Origin of the sequence: Streptomyces mobaraensis NBRC 13819 = DSM 40847 (assembly GCF_017916255.1) — a bacterium.
Lineage (GTDB): Bacteria > Actinomycetota > Actinomycetes > Streptomycetales > Streptomycetaceae > Streptomyces > Streptomyces mobaraensis.
Map to the genome: position 1 here is coordinate 2,173,903 of NZ_CP072827.1, position 18,282 is coordinate 2,192,184.

At 72.1% G+C, this 18,282-nt stretch carries 19 protein-coding genes; 8 read left to right on the forward strand and 11 right to left on the reverse strand.

Annotated features, from left to right (window positions below; translation table 11 throughout):
- Window positions 1-3: 3 nt before the first annotated feature.
- Window positions 4-756, reverse strand: a complete 753-nt coding sequence (locus tag J7W19_RS08925; RefSeq protein WP_233478080.1) for a hypothetical protein — start codon at window positions 754-756, stop codon at window positions 4-6.
- A 269-nt stretch (window positions 757-1,025) separates the two neighbouring features.
- Window positions 1,026-1,484, reverse strand: a complete 459-nt coding sequence (locus J7W19_RS08930; protein WP_004938647.1) for an NUDIX domain-containing protein — start codon at window positions 1,482-1,484, stop codon at window positions 1,026-1,028.
- Window positions 1,485-1,810: 326 nt separating this feature from the next.
- Between J7W19_RS08930 and J7W19_RS08935 the strand changes: the two genes are divergently transcribed.
- Both J7W19_RS08935 and J7W19_RS08940 read left to right on the forward strand, forming a co-directional pair.
- Window positions 1,811-3,073 (forward strand): hypothetical protein, encoded by a 1,263-nt coding sequence (locus tag J7W19_RS08935; RefSeq protein ID WP_004938648.1) that lies wholly within the window; start codon window positions 1,811-1,813, stop codon window positions 3,071-3,073.
- Complete coding sequence (locus J7W19_RS08940; protein WP_004938649.1) at window positions 3,070-3,624, forward strand: GNAT family N-acetyltransferase; 555 nt, start codon at window positions 3,070-3,072, stop codon at window positions 3,622-3,624. The genes J7W19_RS08935 and J7W19_RS08940 overlap by 4 nt, the downstream gene beginning before the upstream one ends.
- Window positions 3,625-3,656: 32 nt before the next feature.
- Here the strand turns inward: J7W19_RS08940 and J7W19_RS08945 are convergent, their stop codons facing one another.
- Both J7W19_RS08945 and J7W19_RS08950 read right to left on the reverse strand, forming a co-directional pair.
- On the reverse strand, window positions 3,657-4,559 hold the full coding sequence (locus J7W19_RS08945) for an alpha/beta fold hydrolase (RefSeq protein WP_004938651.1): 903 nt from the start codon (window positions 4,557-4,559) through the stop codon (window positions 3,657-3,659).
- Between the two features lie 112 nt (window positions 4,560-4,671).
- Complete coding sequence (locus tag J7W19_RS08950) at window positions 4,672-6,156, reverse strand: APC family permease (protein ID WP_004938652.1); 1,485 nt, start codon at window positions 6,154-6,156, stop codon at window positions 4,672-4,674.
- Window positions 6,157-6,338: 182 nt separating this feature from the next.
- On the opposite strand from J7W19_RS08950, the gene J7W19_RS08955 reads away from it, so the two are divergent.
- The 3 genes from J7W19_RS08955 to J7W19_RS08965 all read left to right on the forward strand — a co-directional run bounded on the left by J7W19_RS08955 (window position 6,339) and on the right by J7W19_RS08965 (window position 10,769).
- Complete coding sequence (locus tag J7W19_RS08955; protein WP_078587613.1) at window positions 6,339-7,214, forward strand: hypothetical protein; 876 nt, start codon at window positions 6,339-6,341, stop codon at window positions 7,212-7,214.
- A 123-nt stretch (window positions 7,215-7,337) separates the two neighbouring features.
- Window positions 7,338-8,942: a multicopper oxidase family protein gene (locus J7W19_RS08960; protein WP_004938656.1), complete on the forward strand. Its 1,605-nt coding sequence runs from the start codon at window positions 7,338-7,340 to the stop codon at window positions 8,940-8,942.
- A 72-nt stretch (window positions 8,943-9,014) separates the two neighbouring features.
- Complete coding sequence (locus J7W19_RS08965) at window positions 9,015-10,769, forward strand: NAD+ synthase (protein WP_004938657.1); 1,755 nt, start codon at window positions 9,015-9,017, stop codon at window positions 10,767-10,769.
- Here J7W19_RS08965 and J7W19_RS08970 read toward each other — a convergent pair.
- The 3 genes from J7W19_RS08970 to J7W19_RS08980 form a co-directional block, all read right to left on the reverse strand.
- Window positions 10,741-10,974, reverse strand: coding sequence for a DUF2277 domain-containing protein (locus tag J7W19_RS08970; RefSeq protein ID WP_004938659.1), 234 nt, complete (start codon window positions 10,972-10,974; stop codon window positions 10,741-10,743). The genes J7W19_RS08965 and J7W19_RS08970 overlap by 29 nt on opposite strands.
- Before the next feature lie 297 nt (window positions 10,975-11,271).
- Entirely contained in the window at window positions 11,272-11,493 is a 222-nt protein-coding gene (locus tag J7W19_RS08975; protein ID WP_004938672.1) for a hypothetical protein, read from the reverse strand.
- Complete coding sequence (locus J7W19_RS08980) at window positions 11,486-11,671, reverse strand: hypothetical protein (RefSeq protein WP_004938674.1); 186 nt, start codon at window positions 11,669-11,671, stop codon at window positions 11,486-11,488. The genes J7W19_RS08975 and J7W19_RS08980 overlap by 8 nt, the downstream gene beginning before the upstream one ends.
- A gap of 151 nt (window positions 11,672-11,822) precedes the next feature.
- Here J7W19_RS08980 and J7W19_RS08985 point away from each other — a divergent pair, with 151 nt between their 5' ends.
- Together J7W19_RS08985 and J7W19_RS08990 are read left to right on the forward strand one after the other, a co-directional pair.
- Complete coding sequence (locus J7W19_RS08985; protein ID WP_040887521.1) at window positions 11,823-12,650, forward strand: helix-turn-helix domain-containing protein; 828 nt, start codon at window positions 11,823-11,825, stop codon at window positions 12,648-12,650.
- Window positions 12,647-12,862, forward strand: coding sequence for a DUF397 domain-containing protein (locus tag J7W19_RS08990; protein ID WP_004938685.1), 216 nt, complete (start codon window positions 12,647-12,649; stop codon window positions 12,860-12,862). Before J7W19_RS08985 ends, J7W19_RS08990 begins: the two co-directional genes overlap by 4 nt.
- A gap of 27 nt (window positions 12,863-12,889) precedes the next feature.
- On the opposite strand, the gene J7W19_RS08995 is transcribed toward J7W19_RS08990, so the two are convergent.
- The 4 genes from J7W19_RS08995 to J7W19_RS09010 all read right to left on the reverse strand — a co-directional run bounded on the left by J7W19_RS08995 (window position 12,890) and on the right by J7W19_RS09010 (window position 17,179).
- Window positions 12,890-13,441 carry a hypothetical protein gene (locus tag J7W19_RS08995; RefSeq protein WP_004938698.1) on the reverse strand — a complete coding sequence of 184 codons (552 nt, stop codon included), beginning with the start codon at window positions 13,439-13,441 and terminating at the stop codon, window positions 12,890-12,892.
- A gap of 271 nt (window positions 13,442-13,712) precedes the next feature.
- Complete coding sequence (locus J7W19_RS09000) at window positions 13,713-14,738, reverse strand: endonuclease/exonuclease/phosphatase family protein (RefSeq protein WP_004938701.1); 1,026 nt, start codon at window positions 14,736-14,738, stop codon at window positions 13,713-13,715.
- 210 nt (window positions 14,739-14,948) lie between these two features.
- Entirely contained in the window at window positions 14,949-15,566 is a 618-nt protein-coding gene (locus J7W19_RS09005) for a TetR/AcrR family transcriptional regulator C-terminal ligand-binding domain-containing protein (protein ID WP_004938705.1), read from the reverse strand.
- Window positions 15,563-17,179, reverse strand: a complete 1,617-nt coding sequence (locus J7W19_RS09010) for an MFS transporter (protein ID WP_040887523.1) — start codon at window positions 17,177-17,179, stop codon at window positions 15,563-15,565. Before J7W19_RS09010 ends, J7W19_RS09005 begins: the two co-directional genes overlap by 4 nt.
- Before the next feature lie 208 nt (window positions 17,180-17,387).
- Here J7W19_RS09010 and panB point away from each other — a divergent pair, with 208 nt between their 5' ends.
- The gene (gene panB, locus J7W19_RS09015; RefSeq protein WP_004938712.1) at window positions 17,388-18,275 is read left to right on the forward strand and encodes a 3-methyl-2-oxobutanoate hydroxymethyltransferase; all 888 of its coding nucleotides are present in this window, start codon (window positions 17,388-17,390) and stop codon (window positions 18,273-18,275) included.
- The last annotated feature ends 7 nt before the right edge of the window (window positions 18,276-18,282 follow it).

Genomic DNA, 18,282 nt, shown 5'->3' on the forward strand with positions numbered 1-18,282 from the left:
TGGCTACCTCCGCGAACGTGCAGGGTAACCGGGGTTCAAGAAGAGAGCGGCAAACGAGCGGGGTCCATGCCTACGGTCGAGCCAAGCGGAAAGCCCTGCGAGGGACCCGGACAGCATGGCCCTCAGCAGGGCCGCGTGCAGTCCGGCCGCCTCACCGCGCCCGACGTCGGCGAGGAATCGGACGTATCGAGCGTTGACCGACTCCTGGTACGCCTTCATGGATTCCAGAAAGATCGCCGCCGGCTCCGCGGGGGCGTGGGCGGCACGGTACGCGGGCCGGGCGAGCGCGGCCATGTCGGCGGTGGTGAGCGTGCCCGTCATGTCCCGGAACACATACGCGGACATCCCCTCCGCCCGAACGATGGCCAAGCGGCGGGCGATCCGCCGGGTGACGGCGCGCGCTTCGCGGTCGCACGCACCCTCCATGATGACGCCGAGATTGCGGGTGTTCGGCGATCCGGCGAGGTCGGGCGCGGAATAGGTACGTCCGTCGTGGCGGCGGAAGTTCACCCCATACTGCGTTCGTACGATCTCGTCACCCCTGAGGCGGTAACTGCGGAACGAGCCATAGTGCAGGCAGTCGTGCGCGTACGCGCGCAGCAGATCGAGGGCGGCCAGCTCCGGGTCTTCGGGTGTACCCGACGCCAGAGGCCCGGACACCGTGATCAAAGCCCGCATGTGCAGGTGCCGGTAGCCCTGGTCCGGGTGGTGGAACCCGCCGTAGGCTCCCTCCCGCTCGGAGCGGACTCCGGCCATGACGCGATCGAGCGGAAGCAGCCGACGGAGGCCGAGACCGGCGTACCGTGGCCGGAGCAGGGCCAGGCCGGCTCGGAAGGGGCGGGCGTCCAGCCCGGCCTCGCTCCAATCGGTCAGGACTCGGGACAGCGGCCGGAACGTCACCTGCGGATGCCGACGGGCGAGACCGTCCGGGTCGCAGCGCAGCTCGGCCAGCCTGGCGGCCAGCCTTACCGCGTCGGCCTCGCCGGACAGGTGCTCGTTGGGAGCCAGCAGCCGGGGAATGCCGGTCAGCCGAGGGGCGCCGACCCGAGGATCAGTGCTCGGTGTGACTCCTGCACCCCTTCCGGCAGCCCGTCCGGAGAGAACCATCGCGCCTCCAGGATCTCAAAGGAATCGATCTTGAGTTCGCCACCGACCAGAGACGCTTCGTACGCGACCTCGATCCGCAGCTTGTATCCACTCTTGACGTGGACGAGCGAGCCGGCCTTGACCTCCAGGCCGGTCTCCTCACGCACCTCACGAACGACGGTCGAGCCGAACTCCTCGCCCTTGACCGCATAGCCGGTCGGCAGCCCCCACTGCCGGCCCTCGGGCCACAGCCGGTGGCGCAGCAACAGGACGCGCCCCGCGTCGTCACGGACGACGCCGGTCACGCCCACCATGAATTTCGCGTGCGCGAGCCAGAGGACCCGCCACTGCATCGGACCTCGGATGATGCGCCACAGGCGGGCGATCAGTCGCTTCATAACGTCTCACTCCTGGTGGAATCGGCGAGTTGCGCCGTACGCGCGGCCCACTGTCCAACGGCGTCGGCCGGGCCGTGACACGGTCGCTTCGCCAGATCGCCTGCGCCCCGGACGCGGCGGTCGCGACGCCGTGATGCGCCTCCGACCGCACATTGACCGCCGGCCTCACCTGCCGCGCTTCTTCGCACACCACCAGTGCAGCGGCCCGGACGGCCCTGCGGGCGAAGGACGACCGGACGTTCAGGCGGACTTTTTGGCACTCGCCACCACGGCCGAGCCGCTACGGTGACGGACACACGGCAGCGGCACGGACGACGGGCAGGCTCGTGAGCGAACTGGCACAGCTGCGACGCGCAGCCGGGTACACCCAGGAAACGTTCGTCACGGTCTTCGCCCGAGAAGCCGCGCGCCTGGGCGTCAGCGCGTCCATCAGCGTGCGACAAGTGCGGCGGTGGGAAAGGGAGTCTCCCCCGCCCCTGCCCCACCCGGTCCAACAAGCCGTGCTCGAAGCGGTATTCGGCATGCCCCTGGCCGAGATGGGCTTCGAGGTGCCCCTGTATCGCATGACGGTCGCCTCGCCGATCGGCGACGCTGAAGGGGTGAAGCGCAGGACGTTCGTCGCCGACGCCGGACTGCTCGCCGGCGCGGCGCTCGTCGGCACGCGGGCAGGCCCTCGGATGGGCGCGGCCGACGTCGCCCGGGTGCGTGCCGCCCTCGACGACCTGTATCGGACCGACCACACCTCGGGCAGCATGCCGGCCATGACGCGGGCCGACGCGATCGAGGGCGAGATCACGACCGCACTGGGAACGGCCTCCTATACGAGCCGCGTCGGCCGGGATCTCCAGACCATACTCGCCGAGTTGCACGGCCACCGCGCTTGGTACGGCTACGACGGCGGGCGTATCGGCCGGGGACGTACCGCCTGTATGGAGGCTCTGTCAGCGGCACAACTCGTCGACGATCCGCTGTTGCAGGTCTCCGTTCTGGAGACCCTTGTTCTCCTGGCGATCAAGGCGCAGAGGACGTGGGAGGCGGCGAGCGCGGTGGAGCATGCCTACCGCCTGGCCGGTCGCGCGGGTGCCGGTCACACGGTGCATCTCGTGATCTCGCTCCGGGAAGCCAACGTGGCGATCCACACGGGCAACCTGTCCGCGGCGCGGCGCGCCCTCAGCCGAGCCGTCAGTCATCAAGGACGCGCGGACACCGATCCCGACGTGCCTCAGTGGGCACGGTTCGCCGGTCCGTTCGAGATCGACTACGCGACGGCGAACCTGTATGTGCGGGCCGGGCAGCCCAAGCACGCCGTTCCGTTCCTCCTCGCCGCCGTACGCGGCATCGACCGTGACCTGGCTCGAAACAGCGCCTCATACCGGGTCAGACTCGCCTGCGTCCTTCTGGCGGCCGGCGAAGTCGACGAAGCGTGCGAGGAGATGCGAGCCGTTCTCGATACGTACGGCGGCATCGCGTCCCCGCGGCTGTCGGGCCGGATCCGACAGTTCGCGCGGGCCGTCGCGCGAGTCGACACCGCCGGGGCACGGGAGTGCGGCGAACGCATCCGGGAGAACGACCTGGGAGATGTCACATGACGCGGCAGGGGACCGTCACGGTCGAGAGCATGGACGGGCCGACGGCCGCGTGGGCCGAGGGCGCGTTCCGTTTGGTCTACGCGGAAGCGTTCGCCGAGCCTCCGTACGACGAGACCGAGACTGATGTCGCGGGTGCGTTCCGCCGTTTCCGCTCTCAAACACGCAAGCGCGCTTTCCGGGCCGCTCTCGCCCGTACCGGCGACGGTGAACCCGTCGGCATGGCGTTCGGCCACCCGCTCGGCCCCACGACGGGGTGGTGGGATCAGCTGACGGAGCCCGTCTGCCAGGACATGCGCCGCGAGGACGGACGCCGGACGTTCGGGCTCATGGAACTGGCGGTACGCGGCCCATGGCGCCGCCAGGGCGTCGCCCGCCGGCTGCACGAAGCACTGCTCGTCAACGCGGAAGCCGAGCGCGTGCTGCTCAACGTTCACCCGGGGAGCCGGGCGGCGCAGACGGCCTACCGGGCGTGGGGATACCGAAAGGTCGGGCAGGCACGCCCATGGGAAGGGGCGGAGCTCCATGACGTGATGCTGCTCGATCTGAAGTGACCGTCCGGGACGGGCGGATGGGTGCGGCCGCCTCACCAGGGCGCGGGCCCGCCCGTCGGGACAGTGGACGGGTGGAAGCGGGGCGCCTCCAGGACCGCTCCCGCCACCGCCTCCGGGCGGTCGTACATGAGGAGGTGGCCGGCCGGGGCGATGGTGGTGAAGTGGGCGTCGAGGAGGGTGGCCAGGGCGCGTTGGCGGGTGAGGCGGCGGCGTTCGAGGCGGGAGTCGGTGCCGGTGGAGGCGGCCAGGACGTGGGTGGGGACGGGCGGCAGGGGGTGGGCCGCGCGGAGGTGTTCCAGTTCGGCGGCCACGTCGAAGTAGCGGGCGTTCTCCATGAGGAGGGCGCGTGCCACGCGGCCCGTGCCGTACGTGCGGCGGACGAGCTCGGCGGGGACGGGGTCGGCGCGTTCGACGGACGAGGCGCGGACGGCCAGCCGGCGCAGGGCCGGGCCGAGGGCGCGCGGCAGGCCGGCGGTGGCGAAGGCGTGGCCGCGCGCCCGGGCGACGGCGGTGCGCAGGGCGCGGGCGGGGAGCGGGCGGGCGTTCTCCTCGACGCTGGTGTCGACGAGGACGAGGCCGGCCGTGCGCTCCGGGTGCAGCCGGGCGAACGCCTCGGCGTGGAAGCCCGCGAGGGAGTGGCCGACGACCGTCGCCGGGCCGGGCAGGCCGAGGGCGTCCAGGACGCCGGCGATCCGCGCGGCCTCGCCCTCGGCGGTGGGCGGCTCGGTCTGCGGGGCGCTGAAGCCGAGGCCGGGCCGGTCGAAGCGGACGACCGTGCGGTGCGGGGTGAGCAGGGGGACGACGGGATCCCAGTCGAACCAGCCCATGCCCAGCCCCGGGCTCAGCACGCACGCCGGCCCCGAACCCTCGCTGAGAACGTGCAGGGCCGTGCCGCCGATCCGCAGCATCCGGCCCGGTGGCCGGCCTTCGCTCATCCTCGTCCGCCCCTCGTCGGCGCTCACGTTGGCGGGGAGGAACGGCGGCGCCTGCCGCCCCTCCCCGTCGGGAAACGGCGGACGGGCGGCGAGGGTTCCGGAAGGCGGGGGTTCAGTCCGCGTCGGGCGCCGCCCAGTGCGGCCTGCGGAACGCCAGGAAGGCGAGCGGCGCCAGGAAGCCGATGGTCAGCAGCCCGCCGCCGACGATCAGCAGGTACCGCCAGAGCGGCTGCCCGCCGAACTGCTCCGGCGGCACGAACCCGATGCACATCGCCGCCAGCGAGGCCGCGAACCCGACGCCCGCGACGAGCCGGACGGCCGGGACGCGGAAGCCGCGCGGCCGGTCCGGCTGGAGCCGCCGCAGCCGCACCACGGCCGCGAACATCAGCAGGTAGACGACCAGGTAGATCTGCGTGGTGATCACCGAGAAGATCCAGTACGCGCTGGAGACGTCCGGCAGGAACGCGTAGAGCAGCGCGATGACGGTCGTCAGCACCCCTTGCGCGACGAGGATGTTGCGCGGCACGCCGTTCCGGTTGAGCTTCTGGAGGACCGGCGGCAGATAGCCCTCCTGCCGGGCGACGAGCAGCAGCCCGCTCGACGGCCCCGCGAGCCAGGTGAGCATGCCGCCGAGCGCGGCGGCGACCAGCAGCACGCCGGTGACCTTGGTCAGCCAGCCGACCCCGAAGTGGTCGAAGAAGCCCTGGAACGCCTGCATCACACCGGCCGTGAGGCTCAGGTCCTCGCCGGGCATCACCCAGCTGACCGCCAGCGCGGGCAGGATGAAGATCAGCAGGACGAGCCCGGTGGCCAGGCCCATCGCGCGCGGGAACTGGCGGCCCGGCTCGCGCAGCGACGCGACGTGCACGCCGTTCATCTCCATGCCCGCGTAGGAGAGGAAGTTGCCGACGATGAGGACGAGGCTCGCGACGCCGGTCCACGGTGGCAGCACATGGCCGCCGTCCATGGGCGCGGCGGACGGGTTGCCCTGGCCGAGGAAGACCAGGCCGAGGACGACGAGGACGACGCCCGGCAGCAGCGTGCCGATCACCAGGCCGATGCTCGACAGCCCGGCGACGGCCTTGGTGCCGCGCGCGGAGATCAGGACGCCGGACCAGTAGACGACGACGATCACGAGCGCCACGTACAGGCCGTTGTCGGCGAGGGACGGGTCGACGATGTACGCGAAGGTGCTGGCCACGTACGCGAGCAGGCTCGGGTAGTAGGCGATGGTCATCGCGAACTGGCACCAGACGGCGAGGAAGCCCAGCGGCTTCGACAGCCCCTCGCTCACCCAGCGGTAGACGCCGCCCGTCCAGCCGGACGCGAGTTCGGCCGAGACCAGCGCGGTCGGCAGCAGGAAGACGACGGCGGGGAGGAGGTAGAGGAAGACCGCGGCGAGGCCGTAGAGGGCCATGGAGGGCGCGGGGCGGAGGTTGGCCACCGAGGCGGTGGTCATCAGGGCGAGGGTCGTCCAGGAGATGAACTGCCGTCGGCCGGTGGTGACGGCGCTTTCGGCGAGTGTCCCGCCTTCCGTGGCGGCGGGGGCACGGTCGACGGGGGGACGTTCGTCCCTGACCTGTTCCGAGAGGGGCATGAGAGGGAGGAGCGTCCTTCGGGGCAAAGCAATCGATCGGTTTCGTCCATCATCGGGCAGAGGGCCCGTTCTGCGCACATCCGCTCGATGGGACGTGCGTGCGGGCCGCCTGTCGGTGCGCATACCCCGCGGGGGTAGGGTGCGGGGCGTACGGGGGATCGTTCCGGCTCGGGGAGGGCGCGATGCGCGGGCAAGTGGGCTCCGGCGGCGCCTGGCCCGGCCGACTGCTGCTCCTCGCGGCGCTGCTGCTCGGCATCGTCACCATGCACACCCTGGGACACCCGACGGGGCACGGGCCGGTCGGGCACGGGCCCGTCGAGTACGGGCCGGTCGGGCACGGGCGAGCGGGGCACGGGCAGGCGGAGCACGATCCCGTGGCGGCCCTCCAGGCGCGCCATGGCGGCGGAGCGCCCGCGGCGGTCGCACGCGAGACCGGCGTGACCGGCGAGACCGGGCCCGGCCCTCGTGCGGCGGCCTTCACGCACACGCACACGCACGGGCACGGCGCCCCGGCCATGGGCGACCGGTCGGCTCCCGGCACGACGGATCCCCACCCGACCGCCCTCGGCACGGCCGGCCTCAGCGCGACGGATCTCAGCACGACCGCCCTCGGCACGGCCGGCTCCGGCCCGCCGCTTCACCGGACGGCGTACGGCGACCGGTCCGCACCCACGACGGCCGACCCGGCAACCGGACCGACGGCCGGACCGGCAACCGACCCGACGGCCGACCCGACGGTCGACCCGACGGTCGACCCGACGGCCGACCCGGCAACCGACCCGACGGCCGGACCAGCCGTCGAGCCGGCAGCCGGGCCGCCGGCCCCTCCCGCCCCCTCGCCCCACCGCTCCCCCTCCCTCGACCCCTCCTCCGTCTGCCTCGCCGTCCTCGTCGGCGCCGGCTGGGCGGTCGTCCTGTTGCTGGCACTGGCCGTCCTCCGCCGTCCGGTGGCTGTCGGCGGCGCCGTGGCGCGGGCTCTGGCGGTCGTCACCCTGCGGCCCATCCCGCCGCCGCCCCGCCGGAAGGCCCTCGCCCGGTTGTCGGTGCTGCGCGTATAGGAGCGCGCCCGCGCTCGTGCGCGTACGCGGCTGTGCACACACGTCCATGCACACCCGTACACGCACCAGCGCGCGCATGCGTCCGCAGACATCACCGACGACACCTACAGGGGTTCCCTCACCATGCGCACCACCACGCGCCGCGCCGTCCTCGGCGCCGGCCTCGCCTCCGCCGCCGGCGGACTGCTCACCGCGTGCTCGGGCTCAGGCTCGGGCGCGCAGTCCACGAAGCCCGTCGCCTACGTCGCCCCGGACGGCAAGGAGGTGGCCGCCGCCGAGGCGCGGCGGCACCGCGCCGGCGGCTCGGTCCGGGAGGTGCGGCTGACCGCCGCCCGGACCACGCTCGACCTCGGCGGCCGTGAGGTCACCAGCTGGGCGTACGGCGACGCCCTGCCGGGCCGGGAGGTCCGTCTCACCGCGGGCGACACGCTCGCGCTCACCCTCGCCAACCACCTCCCCGAGGCGACGTCCCTGCACTGGCACGGACTCGCCCTGCGCAACGACATGGACGGCGTCCCGGGCGTCACCCAGCGGCCCGTCCGCCCGGGCGGGTCGTTCACGTACCGCTTCGCGGTGGACCGCCCGGGTACGTACTGGTTCCACCCGCACTCCGGCACGCAGCAGGACCGCGGCCTGTACGCGCCACTGATCGTCGAGGATCCCAAGGAGCCGCTGGCGTACGACAAGGAGTGGGTCGTCGTGCTCGACGACTGGGTGGACGGGGTCGACGGCAGCACCCCGGACGCCGTCCTCGCGGAGCTCGCCAAGGGCATGAGCGGGGGCCACGGCGGCATGAACCACGACGGAAGCGGCGGCGGCAGCCACGACGGAAGCGGCGGAATGGGCGGCATGCACCACATGGCCGCCGTCGAGCCCGCCGCCGACAGCCAGGGCGACGGGCCGTCCCGCATGCTCATGGGCGCCACCAGCCCCGTCCTCGGCGGCGACGCGGGCGACGTCGCGTACCCGTACTACCTGGTCAACGGCCGGACGCCGGACGCCCCGCAGACCTTCACGGCGAAGCCGGGCGACCGGATCCGGATCCGGATCGTCAACGCGGGCGGCGACACCGCGTTCCGCGTCGCGCTCGGCGGCCACCGCATGACCGTCACCCACACGGACGGTTTCCCGGTCGAGCGCGTGGAGACGGAGTCGCTGCTGCTGGGCATGGGTGAGCGGTACGACGTGCTGGTGACGGCCGGCGACGGCGTCTTCCCGCTCACCGCGCTCGCGGAGGGCAAGAAGCGGACCGCCCTGGCGCTGCTGCGCACCGGCGGCGGCGCGGCGCCGGCCGCGGACGTCCGCCCGGCCGAGCTGGACCGCACACCGCTCACGGCGGGCCGGCTGAAGGCGGCCGAGCCCGTACGCCTGAAGGACCGCCGTCCGGACCGCACGCTCACCTTCGAGCTGACGGGTTCGATGGAGCGCTACGACTGGGCGCTGAACGGGCGGCGGTACACGCCATCGGAGCGCTACCCGGTGGCGGCGGGCGAGCGGGTGCGGCTGGCGTTCGTCAACCGCAGCGCGATGTGGCACCCGATGCACCTGCACGGCCACACGTTCGCGCTGCCGGGCGGCGGGCCGCGCAAGGACACGGCGGTCGTGCTGCCGGGGCAGCGGCTGGAGGCGGACTTCGACGCGGACAACCCCGGGCTGTGGATGCTCCACTGCCACAACGTGTACCACGCGGAGTCGGGGATGATGACGCTGCTGGGTTACCGCAAGTAGCCCCCAAGGGGCCGCCCCCGGGTGGCCCCTTTCACCCCGCCATTGCGTCAGGAAGACGATTAGACTGACGGCGTGGCTCGACTCCGTCTCGCACTGAACCAGATCGACTCCACCGTCGGCGATCTCGCCGGGAACGCGGAGTCGGTCCTCCGCTGGGCCCGCCACTCCGCCGAACAGGGCGCCCACCTCGCGGTCTTCCCCGAGATGGCGCTGACCGGCTACCCCGTCGAGGACCTGGCCCTCCGCTCGTCCTTCGTGGACGCGAGCCGGGAGGAGCTGCGCGCCCTCGCCGCCCGGCTCGCCGACGAGGGCCTCGGCGAGTTGCCCGTCCTCGTCGGCTACCTGGACCGCTGCGAGGAGGCCCGCCCCCGGCTGGGCCGCCCGGCGGGCGCGCCGCTCAACGCGGCGGCGGTGCTGTACGGCGGCCGGGCGGTGCTCACGTTCGCCAAGCACCACCTGCCCAACTACGGGGTGTTCGACGAGTTCCGGTACTTCGTGCCGGGCGACACGCTGCCCGTCATCCGGGTGCGCGGCGTGGACGTGGCGCTGGCCATCTGCGAGGACCTCTGGCAGGAGGGCGGCCGGGTGCCCGCCGCCCGCGCCGCCGGGGCCGGACTGCTGGTCTCGGTCAACGCCTCGCCGTACGAGCGGGAGAAGGACGACACCCGGCTGGAACTGGTCCGCAAGCGCGCCCAGGAGGCCGGCTGCACCACCGCGTACCTCGCCATGACCGGCGGGCAGGACGACCTCGTCTTCGACGGCGACTCCATCGTCGTCGACCGGGACGGCCGCGTGATCGCGCGGGGGCCGCAGTTCGAGGAGACGTGCCTGGTCCTGGACCTCGACCTGCCGGCGGCCCCGGCCGCCGCGCCCTCCGGCACCGTGGACGACGGCCTGCGGATCGACCACGTCACGCTCTCCGCCGACCCGGCCCCGCCCGCGGAACCGGTGGTGCCGGGCACGGTCGCCGAGCACCTGGACGACGACGCCGAGGTCTACCAGGCCCTGGTGACCGGCCTCCGCGCGTACGTCGTCAAGAACGGCTTCCGCAGCGTCCTCATCGGCCTCTCCGGCGGCATCGACTCCGCCCTCGTCGCGGCCATCGCCTGCGACGCGGTCGGGGCCGCGAACGTGTACGGCGTCGCCATGCCGTCCCGCTACTCCTCCGCGCACTCGATCGCCGACGCCGAGGAGCTGGCCCGGCGCACCGGTCTCAACTTCCGTACGGTGCCGATCGCCCCGATGTTCGACGCCTACATGGGTGCCCTCGGGCTGACCGGCCTCGCCGAGGAGAACCTCCAGTCGCGGCTGCGCGGCACGATGCTGATGGCCATCTCCAACCAGGAAGGTCACATCGTGCTCGCGCCCGGCAACAAGTCCGAGCTGGCGTGCGGCTATTCGACCCTCTACGGCGACTCGGTCGGCGCGTACGGCCCGATCAAGGACGTCTACAAGACGGGCATCTTCCGCCTCGCGAAGTGGCGCAACCGCCACGCCGAGGAGCGCGGCGAGACCCCGCCCATCCCCGAGAACTCCATCACCAAGCCGCCCAGCGCCGAACTCCGCCCCGGCCAGGTCGACACCGACTCCCTCCCCGACTACCCCGTCCTCGACCGCATCCTGGAGCTGTACGTCGACCGGGACCGGGGGTACGCGCGGATCGTCGCCGAGGGCTTCGACGAGGAGCTGGTGGCGCGGGTCCTGCGCCTGGTCGACACCGCGGAGTACAAGCGGCGCCAGTACCCGCCGGGCACGAAGATCTCCCCGAAGGGCTTCGGCAAGGACCGCCGCCTCCCGATCACGAACCGCTGGCGCGAGCGGACCTGACGCCCCGCACTTCGAGGCCGTCCAGCAGGCGGGCCGTCGCCTCCGCCACGGCGTCGACGGCCTCGTCGAAGACGGCCTTGTTGTGCGCCGCCGGCGCCCGGAAGCCGGAGACCTTGCGGACGTACTGGAGGGCGGCGGCGCGGATGTCGTCCTCGCCGGGGTCGGGGGTGATCGGGGGGCGGAGGGTCTTGATGCTGCGGCACATGCTTCCAGTGTGCGCCTGCGGCGGGCTGGTGCCCCGGACCCGCCCCTTCGCCGATTCCTGGGGGCAAGCCCCCAGACCCCCTTTGTCGCGGCTTCGCCGCTCGTCCTCAAACGCCGGACGGTCTGAATGACACCTCTGCCCCTCCATGATTCCGGCGAACGTGCTCCGCCTTGTTGCCGGCGTACTGCTCCCGCTGCCGCTCGGCGGTGGCGCGCTCCCACCGGTCCGGGGCGGCGCTCACCCGTGCCTCGGCCCTCCCGATCACGGTGTCCCACCACTGGCACGCCTCGCACGCCGTCACCACGGGCGCCCCTCCCGGTTCAGCTCGCTGACGCGGGCGCGCAGCTTGTCGGTGGCGGTGGCCCGCCGGTACCGCACCGGCCGCCAGGTCCGCCCGCCGGCGAGGGGACGGAGGGTGATCCGCCGGGTGTCCTGGTCCCAGCCGACGACGATCCCGAACCGGTCGAGTTCGACGTCGAGGATGAGTTCCAGCGGTTGGGGGATCCAGTCGTCAACCACGATGCACCTCTTCCCCGTGCCGCAGTCCCTCCCGACGCAGCAGCTCCACGCGCTTCCAGTCACCCGCGCGCTCGGCGGCGTACCGCGCGTCGCCGATCCGCGCGCACGCGACACACGGCACGCACGGATTGGGCACGAGCGCGGGCCGCGCCCCCACCCAGAAGGACATGTGCGTCATACGTTCGAACCTCCGTGTGTTCGCGGCCAGTTGGCCGGGCATCACCTTGGGGGATCCACGGTGGCGGTACGGCTAGAGTGCGCGCTACCCGCTGATGTCCCGACATGAAGCCGGGAGAACGAATCCCCTCAAAAGGTGTGGAGTTGGTGCAGTGCCCGCAAGGTCCAAGGAGCTGACGCCCGACAGGTCGGCCAGGCATCTTTTCGGAGCGCGGTTGCGGCGATGCCGGGACCAAGCAGGACTGTCACTCGAAAAACTGGCGATCATCGTCAACAGCAGTCGAAGCAACTTGAGCCGGGTGGAAAACGCCGAGGTCATGCCCCCACCGGAACTACCGGCCTTGCTTGATGCGGCTTTTGGTACGGATGGGATCTTCCAAGAGCTGTACGTGCTGGCGGTGAAGGAACTGCATCCGGAGCCGTTCAAGCGGCGAATGGCGCTGGAGGCGCGCGCCCGGCGCATCCGCGAGGTGGCCGTGCAAATCGTCCCCGGTCTTCTTCAGACGGAGCAGTACGCCCGCGAGCAGTTCAAGGCCCACGACCTGCGGGCGACTCCGGAACGGGTCGAGGAGCTGGTGACCGCACGTATGCACCGGCAAGCCATACTGCGCGGCAAGCCGGACGCGGATTTGGGCTGGATCCTTGACGAGGCCGTGATCCGGCGGGGCTTCGGCGGCCCCGAGGTCATGCGGGAGCAGCTGGAAAGGCTGATCGCACTGACATGTACGCCGACGACCACTCTGCAGGTGCTCCCCTTCAGCGCGGGCGGATACGCGCTCATGGGCGGAGCTCTGACACTCCTTACTCTTGAGGACGGGGAGGAAGTGGCGTTCGAAGAAGCCATCACCACAGGGACGATGCTCGAAGATCAGGTATCGGCGGATCGACACCGTCGATCGTACGATCTGCTCAGCGCATGCGCGCTGTCGCCTGGCGACTCGGCGCGATTCATCACGTCCGTCATGGAGGATCTTCAATGAGCCCCACCCCTGATCTGCGCTCGGTGTGGATCAAATCCAGCTACAGCGGCAACGGCGGCGGAAGTTGCGTCGAATGGGCCCCCGCACACGCCCCGTCCGGCACCATCCCCGTCCGGGACAGCAAGCGCCCCACCGGCCCCATACTGCACCTCCCCACCACCGCCTTCGCGGACCTCGTGTCCGCTCTCAAGGACGGCGCACTCGGCTCCTAGCGCCATGACCGCGTGGGTCCCGATCGGTCAGGATCGCGGAGGCCGGCGCTCCGAGCGGCCCGGACGGGTCCACTGGCGGCCCGCCCACTCGCACTCCGGGATCGCGCCTTCCCAGTCGTCGGTGCACCGGTCGGCCCAGGCCCGGCCCACCATGACCGGACGGGTGGCCGGGCCGCCGGCGGTCTCCTGCACCCGCAGGACCAGACCGAGTGCGTCGGCCCCGGGGTTTCCTCGCGGGCCGTAGGACACCTCGGTCACCCCACACCGGTGAGCGTGCAAGAGGAACCGCTCCAGATCGTCCGGAATGCACGAGGTCAACTCTCGCCCCCAGAGCAATATTCGCGGCCCGTGGACCGCGTCGGCCGCGACGCAGAACAGCCGGCCGTCCGTGAAGTAGGCGGAGACGGCGGGCTTCTCCGGCTCCGTGCCGAACTCCACGCCCAGGATCCCGGGAAACGACGGGTCAGCCCGGAACCGTCGCAACTCGGCCATGCCCGGCAGCCCCGCGGTGACCTCCGCGAGGGGCGTGCCGAAACTCAACGGCCCGACGCCTTCCAAAGGCACCAGTTCCCAGTCCACCCGCCTGCGCCTTTTCACAGCACTCCGATACTCTGCCGCCGCTCACCGATTCGCCCGTTCCCCGCAACCGCCTTCGCGGACCTCGTGTCCGCCCTCAAGGGAGGCGCTTTCAGCCCGTTGGGGGTACCCCCTCTGGGGGAACTTGAGGACGAGCGGCGAAGCCGCGAAAGGGGGGTCTGGGGGCGCAGCCCCCAGGAAACTGGGGGCACCTCCCAGCGGTAGCTGGGGGAGAAAGGGCGGGTCCGGGGCACCACCCCGCCGCAGGCGTACCTCAGAGCTTCACCCGCGCCGCCACCGGCAAATGATCGCTCCCCGTCTCGGGCAGCGTCCAAGCCGACCGAGGGTCGACTCCCCGCACCATGATCTGGTCGATCCGCGCCATCGGGAAGCTCGCCGGCCAGCTGAACCCGAACCCGTCCCCCGCGGCCCCCTGCGCCGACCGCAGTTGCGACGTGACGGGGGCCAACGACCGGTCGTTCATCGTCCCGTTGAGGTCGCCGAGCAGGATCGTCTTCTTCAGCGGTTCGGCGGCGATGGCGTGCCCCAGCGCCGCGGCGCTGTTGTCGCGCTGTCCGGCCGTGAAACCGGCGTTGAACTTGACGCGCACGGACGGCAGGTGGGCGACGTACACCGCGACGGGACCCCGCGGCGTCTCGACCGTGGCGCGCAGCGCACGCGTCCAGCCCATGCGGATGTCGACGGGACGCGCGTCGCTCAGGGGGTACTTGCTCCAGAGGCCGACCGTTCCCTGTACCGAGTGGTAGCGGTACGAGCCCGCGAGGGCCCGCTCGTAGCGGGAGGCGTCGCTCAGTTCCTCCAGGGCGATCACGTCCGCGCCGGAGGCGATGAGGGACCGCGCGGTGCCGGCCGGGTCGGGGTTCTCGGCGTTCACGTTGTGGCTGACGACGGTGAAGTCGCCGCCGGACGCGGACTTGTCGGTGAGGAGGCCGCCGAAGAGGTTGATCCAGGCGACGGCCGGCAGCAGGACGGCGATCAGCGCGCTCGCCGAGCGCCGCAGCAGCGCGAGGACCAGCAGGACCGGGACGAGCAGCCCCAGCCACGGCAGGAAGGTTTCGGTGAGGCTGCCGAGGTTGCCGACGCGGTTGGGGACGCTGGAGTGCAGCAGCATCAGCAGGCCCAGCACCAGCGCCAGGACCGCGATCACCAGTCCGCGCCGCCAGATCCCCGGGCCGCGCCACTCGCCCAGCCAGTCGCCCACGCGGCGCCGGACCCCGGAGCCGGCCCGCTCCAGGCCGACTCCCTCACGGCCCGTCTCCTGCATGTGCGCCTGCGGCATCCGCATGTCCTCACTCGGTCTCGCTGTGTCCCGTCACCCGACGATAGGTGATCGACGGTCCGTCGTGATCACCGCGGGAGGGCTGTCCCGGCCCCGCCGGAAGGGGGGCTTCGCGGAGGAGGACGGCCCGTCGGGCCGGGCGGGTTCCTGGGGACGGGTCCATGGGGGCGTCCTGTGACACAACGGGCACATTCGGGCTCCGGCAAACCCTCAAGGCCGTACGCCGTCCAGCACCGTGTCCACGATCCCCTCCGCCAGCCCCGCCGGCAGTTCCTTCCACTCGTGCAGCACCGCCCGCACCAGCATCGGGCTGACGAAGAGGTCGATGAGCAGGTCCACGTCCACGTCCGGGCGGATCTCCCCGGCCGCCGCGCCCCGCCGCAGCACCGCCCGGAACGACTCCCGCCGGGCCGCGACGACCGTCTCGTGGTACTCCCGCCACACCCGCGGCTGCGCCTGCACCTGGCCGACGACGGTCCGCATCACCGCGGACGAGCGCTTGGCCAGGCCGCGCCGGCGCAGGAACTCCAGCAGCGCGATCAGATCGTCGCGGACGGAGACGCCGGGGAGCTCGGGCGCGTCCTCCTCCAGGGAGCGCAGCACGTCGAGCATCAGCGCCTCCTTGCCGGCCCAGCGCCGGTAGACCGTCGCCTTGCCGACGCCGGCCTCGCGGGCGATCCGTTCCATGGACAGCTCGCCGACGGTGACGCCGCCCTCCAGGAGCCGCAGCACGGTCTCGATCACGGCGGTGTCCACGGCGGCGCTGCGCGGCCGCCCGCGCTGCTGTACGGGCAGCGGGGCGCCGGCGTCCCGCGCCGGGCCGCTCACCTGCGGGCCTCCGCCTGTTGTCGCTCGGCGGGACGGCCGGGGCCCGGGGTGGGCGGGGCCGCGTTCTTGCCCGGCAGGAAGACGCCGGCGACCAGCGCGCCCAGCGCCGCGACCCCGGCCGCGCCCAGCGCCGTCATGTGCATGGCGTGCAGGAACGCGTCCTGAGCGGGGCCGACGAGGTCCCGTCCGGCCGGTCCCAGCCGGCCGGCCAGGCCCAGGGTGGCCTCTATCGACTCGCCTGCCGCGTGCCGGGTGGCCGCGGACAGGCCGGGGACGCCGTCCAGGTGCGCGGAGATGCCGTCGCGGTAGGTGGTGGAGAGCACCGAGCCCAGGACGGCCACGCCGAGGGCGCCGCCGACCTGCCGGAAGGTGTTGTTCACGGCCGATCCCGAACCGGCCTTCTCGCGCGGCAGCGACTGCATGATCGAGACGGTGGCGGGCGGCATGACGTGCGCCATCGCGGTGCCCTGGAGGAAGAACAGCACCTCCAGCATCCAGATCGGGGTGTCGGCGTCCAGCAGCACGAAGCCGGACATCGTGCAGGCGACCAGCACCATCCCGGCGCAGCAGACGGCCCGGGCGCCGAACCGGGCGACGACGAGCCGGGCGCGCGGCGCGAAGAACATCTGCGCGGCGGCCAGCGGGAGCAGCAGCAGACCGCTCTGCAGCGGGCTGTAGCCGCGCACGCTCTGGGTGTAGAAGACGGTGAAGAAGGTGACGCCCATCAGCCCGAAGAAGACCAGGCCGATCGAGGCCACCGCCGCCGAGAACTGCGGCTTGCGGAAGTACCGCATGTCCAGGGCGGGATGGGCGCTGCGCCGCTCGTGCAGGACGAAGAGGACGAGGACGAGCAGTCCGCCGCCGGCCGTGCCGAAGACCTCGGGGTCGGTGAAGTCGGCGAGCTGGCCGCCCTTGATGATGCCGTAGACCAGCAGGACCAGGCCGACGACGGACAGCAGCACGCCGAGCGGGTCGAGGCGGCCGGGCGAGGGGTCCTTGGAGTCGGGGACGAGCACCACCATCGCGATGACGGCGACGATCACGATCGGCACGTTCACCAGGAAGACCGAGCCCCACCAGAAGTGGTCCATGAGCAGGCCGCCGGTGATCGGCCCGATGGCGATGGCGAGTCCGACGGCGCCGGCCCATATGCCGACGGCCTTGGGCTGCTCGTCGCGCTCGAAGACGTTCATGATGATGGCGAGGGTCGCGGGCATCACGAAGGCGCCGCCGAAGCCCATCACCGCGCGGAACGAGATGAGTTCGCCGGGCGAGCCCGAGGTGGCCGACAGCACCGAGCCGATACCGAAGACGACCATGCCGAAGAGGAGCACCTTCTTGCGCCCCAGCCGGTCGCCCAGCAGGCCGGCGGTGAAGAGGATGCCGGCGAAGACCAGGGTGTAGGAGTTGATCGCCCACTCCAGCTGGCTCTGGGTCGCCCCGAGGCCGGTGGGCGCGGGTGAGGCGATGGTCTTCATCGCCACGTTGAGGATCGAGTTGTCGAGGACGACGACGAGCAGGCTGAACAGCAGGACGGCGAGGATCGCCCACCGCCGTTTGTGCACGGCCTCGGATACCTGGCGCACCGGCGCTTCACCGGCAGGGGATGTCATACCTCCCACCGTAGACCGCTTTCCGAGACGGCACCGTCTCGTATTGCGGAGGTTTTGCCCGCAGGGCAAGCCGTGGCCCCGGCGTGAGCCCTCTGTTACCCCGAGTGTCACCCCCGGCGCCTTCCTCGCACCCGCGCCGCGTGTCAGCATGGAGGGGATCCGGAGACGCCGCAAGGGCGCTTCGAGACGACACACAGGAGCCACCGCCATGACGCATGCCGTGACATCACCGACAACGGCCGACAGCAGCACGCCGGGCGCCGCGCCCGGCAAGGCGCTGTACGGCGGGACGGGATCCCGGCGCATCACTGTCCGTGACATCGCCGCCGCGAAGGGGCGCGGCGAGAAGTGGCCCATGCTGACCGCCTACGACGCGATGACCGCCTCCGTCTTCGACGAGGCGGGCATCCCCGTGCTGCTGGTGGGCGACTCGATGGGCAACTGCCACCTCGGCTACGAGTCCACGGTGCCGGTCACCATGGACGAGATCACCCTGCTCTCCGCCGCCGTGGTGCGCGGCACCAAGCGCGCCCTGATCGTCGGCGACCTGCCGTTCGGCGCGTACCAGGAGGGCGCGGTGCAGGCGCTGCGCAACGCGACCCGGCTGGTGAAGGAGGCGGGCGTCGGCGCGGTCAAGCTGGAGGGCGGCGAGCGCTCGGCGCACCAGATCGAGCTGCTGGTCCAGGCCGGCATCCCGGTCATGGCCCACATCGGCCTCACCCCGCAGTCCGTCAACGCCTTCGGCGGCTACCCGGTGCAGGGCCGGGGCGAGGAGGCGGCCCAGCAGCTCCTCCGCGACGCCAAGGCGGTACAGGACGCGGGCGCCTTCGCCGTCGTCCTGGAGCTGGTCCCGGCCGAGCTGGCGGCCGAGGTCACCCGCATCCTGCACATCCCGACGGTCGGCATCGGGGCGGGCGCGGAGTGCGACGCCCAGGTGCTGGTCTGGACGGACATGGCGGGCATGACGTCCGGCCGGGTGCCGCGCTTCGTCAAGCGGTACGCGGACCTGCGCGAGGTCCTGGGCGGCGCGGCCCGGGAGTTCGCGGAGGACGTGGTCGGCGGGGCGTACCCGGCGGAGGAGCACTCCTTCCACTGACCGGGCC

Coding starts and splice junctions, on each gene's coding strand:
- J7W19_RS08925 (WP_233478080.1), bottom strand. CDS start 756: ATGGCCGGAGTCCGCTCCGAGCGGGAGGGAGCCTACGGCGGGTTCCAC.
- J7W19_RS08930 (WP_004938647.1), bottom strand. CDS start 1,484: ATGAAGCGACTGATCGCCCGCCTGTGGCGCATCATCCGAGGTCCGATG.
- J7W19_RS08940 (WP_004938649.1), top strand. CDS start 3,070: ATGACGCGGCAGGGGACCGTCACGGTCGAGAGCATGGACGGGCCGACG.
- J7W19_RS08945 (WP_004938651.1), bottom strand. CDS start 4,559: ATGAGCGAAGGCCGGCCACCGGGCCGGATGCTGCGGATCGGCGGCACG.
- J7W19_RS08950 (WP_004938652.1), bottom strand. CDS start 6,156: ATGCCCCTCTCGGAACAGGTCAGGGACGAACGTCCCCCCGTCGACCGT.
- J7W19_RS08955 (WP_078587613.1), top strand. CDS start 6,339: ATGCGCGGGCAAGTGGGCTCCGGCGGCGCCTGGCCCGGCCGACTGCTG.
- J7W19_RS08960 (WP_004938656.1), top strand. CDS start 7,338: ATGCGCACCACCACGCGCCGCGCCGTCCTCGGCGCCGGCCTCGCCTCC.
- J7W19_RS08970 (WP_004938659.1), bottom strand. CDS start 10,974: ATGTGCCGCAGCATCAAGACCCTCCGCCCCCCGATCACCCCCGACCCC.
- J7W19_RS08980 (WP_004938674.1), bottom strand. CDS start 11,671: ATGACGCACATGTCCTTCTGGGTGGGGGCGCGGCCCGCGCTCGTGCCC.
- J7W19_RS08990 (WP_004938685.1), top strand. CDS start 12,647: ATGAGCCCCACCCCTGATCTGCGCTCGGTGTGGATCAAATCCAGCTAC.
- J7W19_RS09000 (WP_004938701.1), bottom strand. CDS start 14,738: ATGCCGCAGGCGCACATGCAGGAGACGGGCCGTGAGGGAGTCGGCCTG.
- J7W19_RS09010 (WP_040887523.1), bottom strand. CDS start 17,179: ATGACATCCCCTGCCGGTGAAGCGCCGGTGCGCCAGGTATCCGAGGCC.
- panB (WP_004938712.1), top strand. CDS start 17,388: ATGACGCATGCCGTGACATCACCGACAACGGCCGACAGCAGCACGCCG.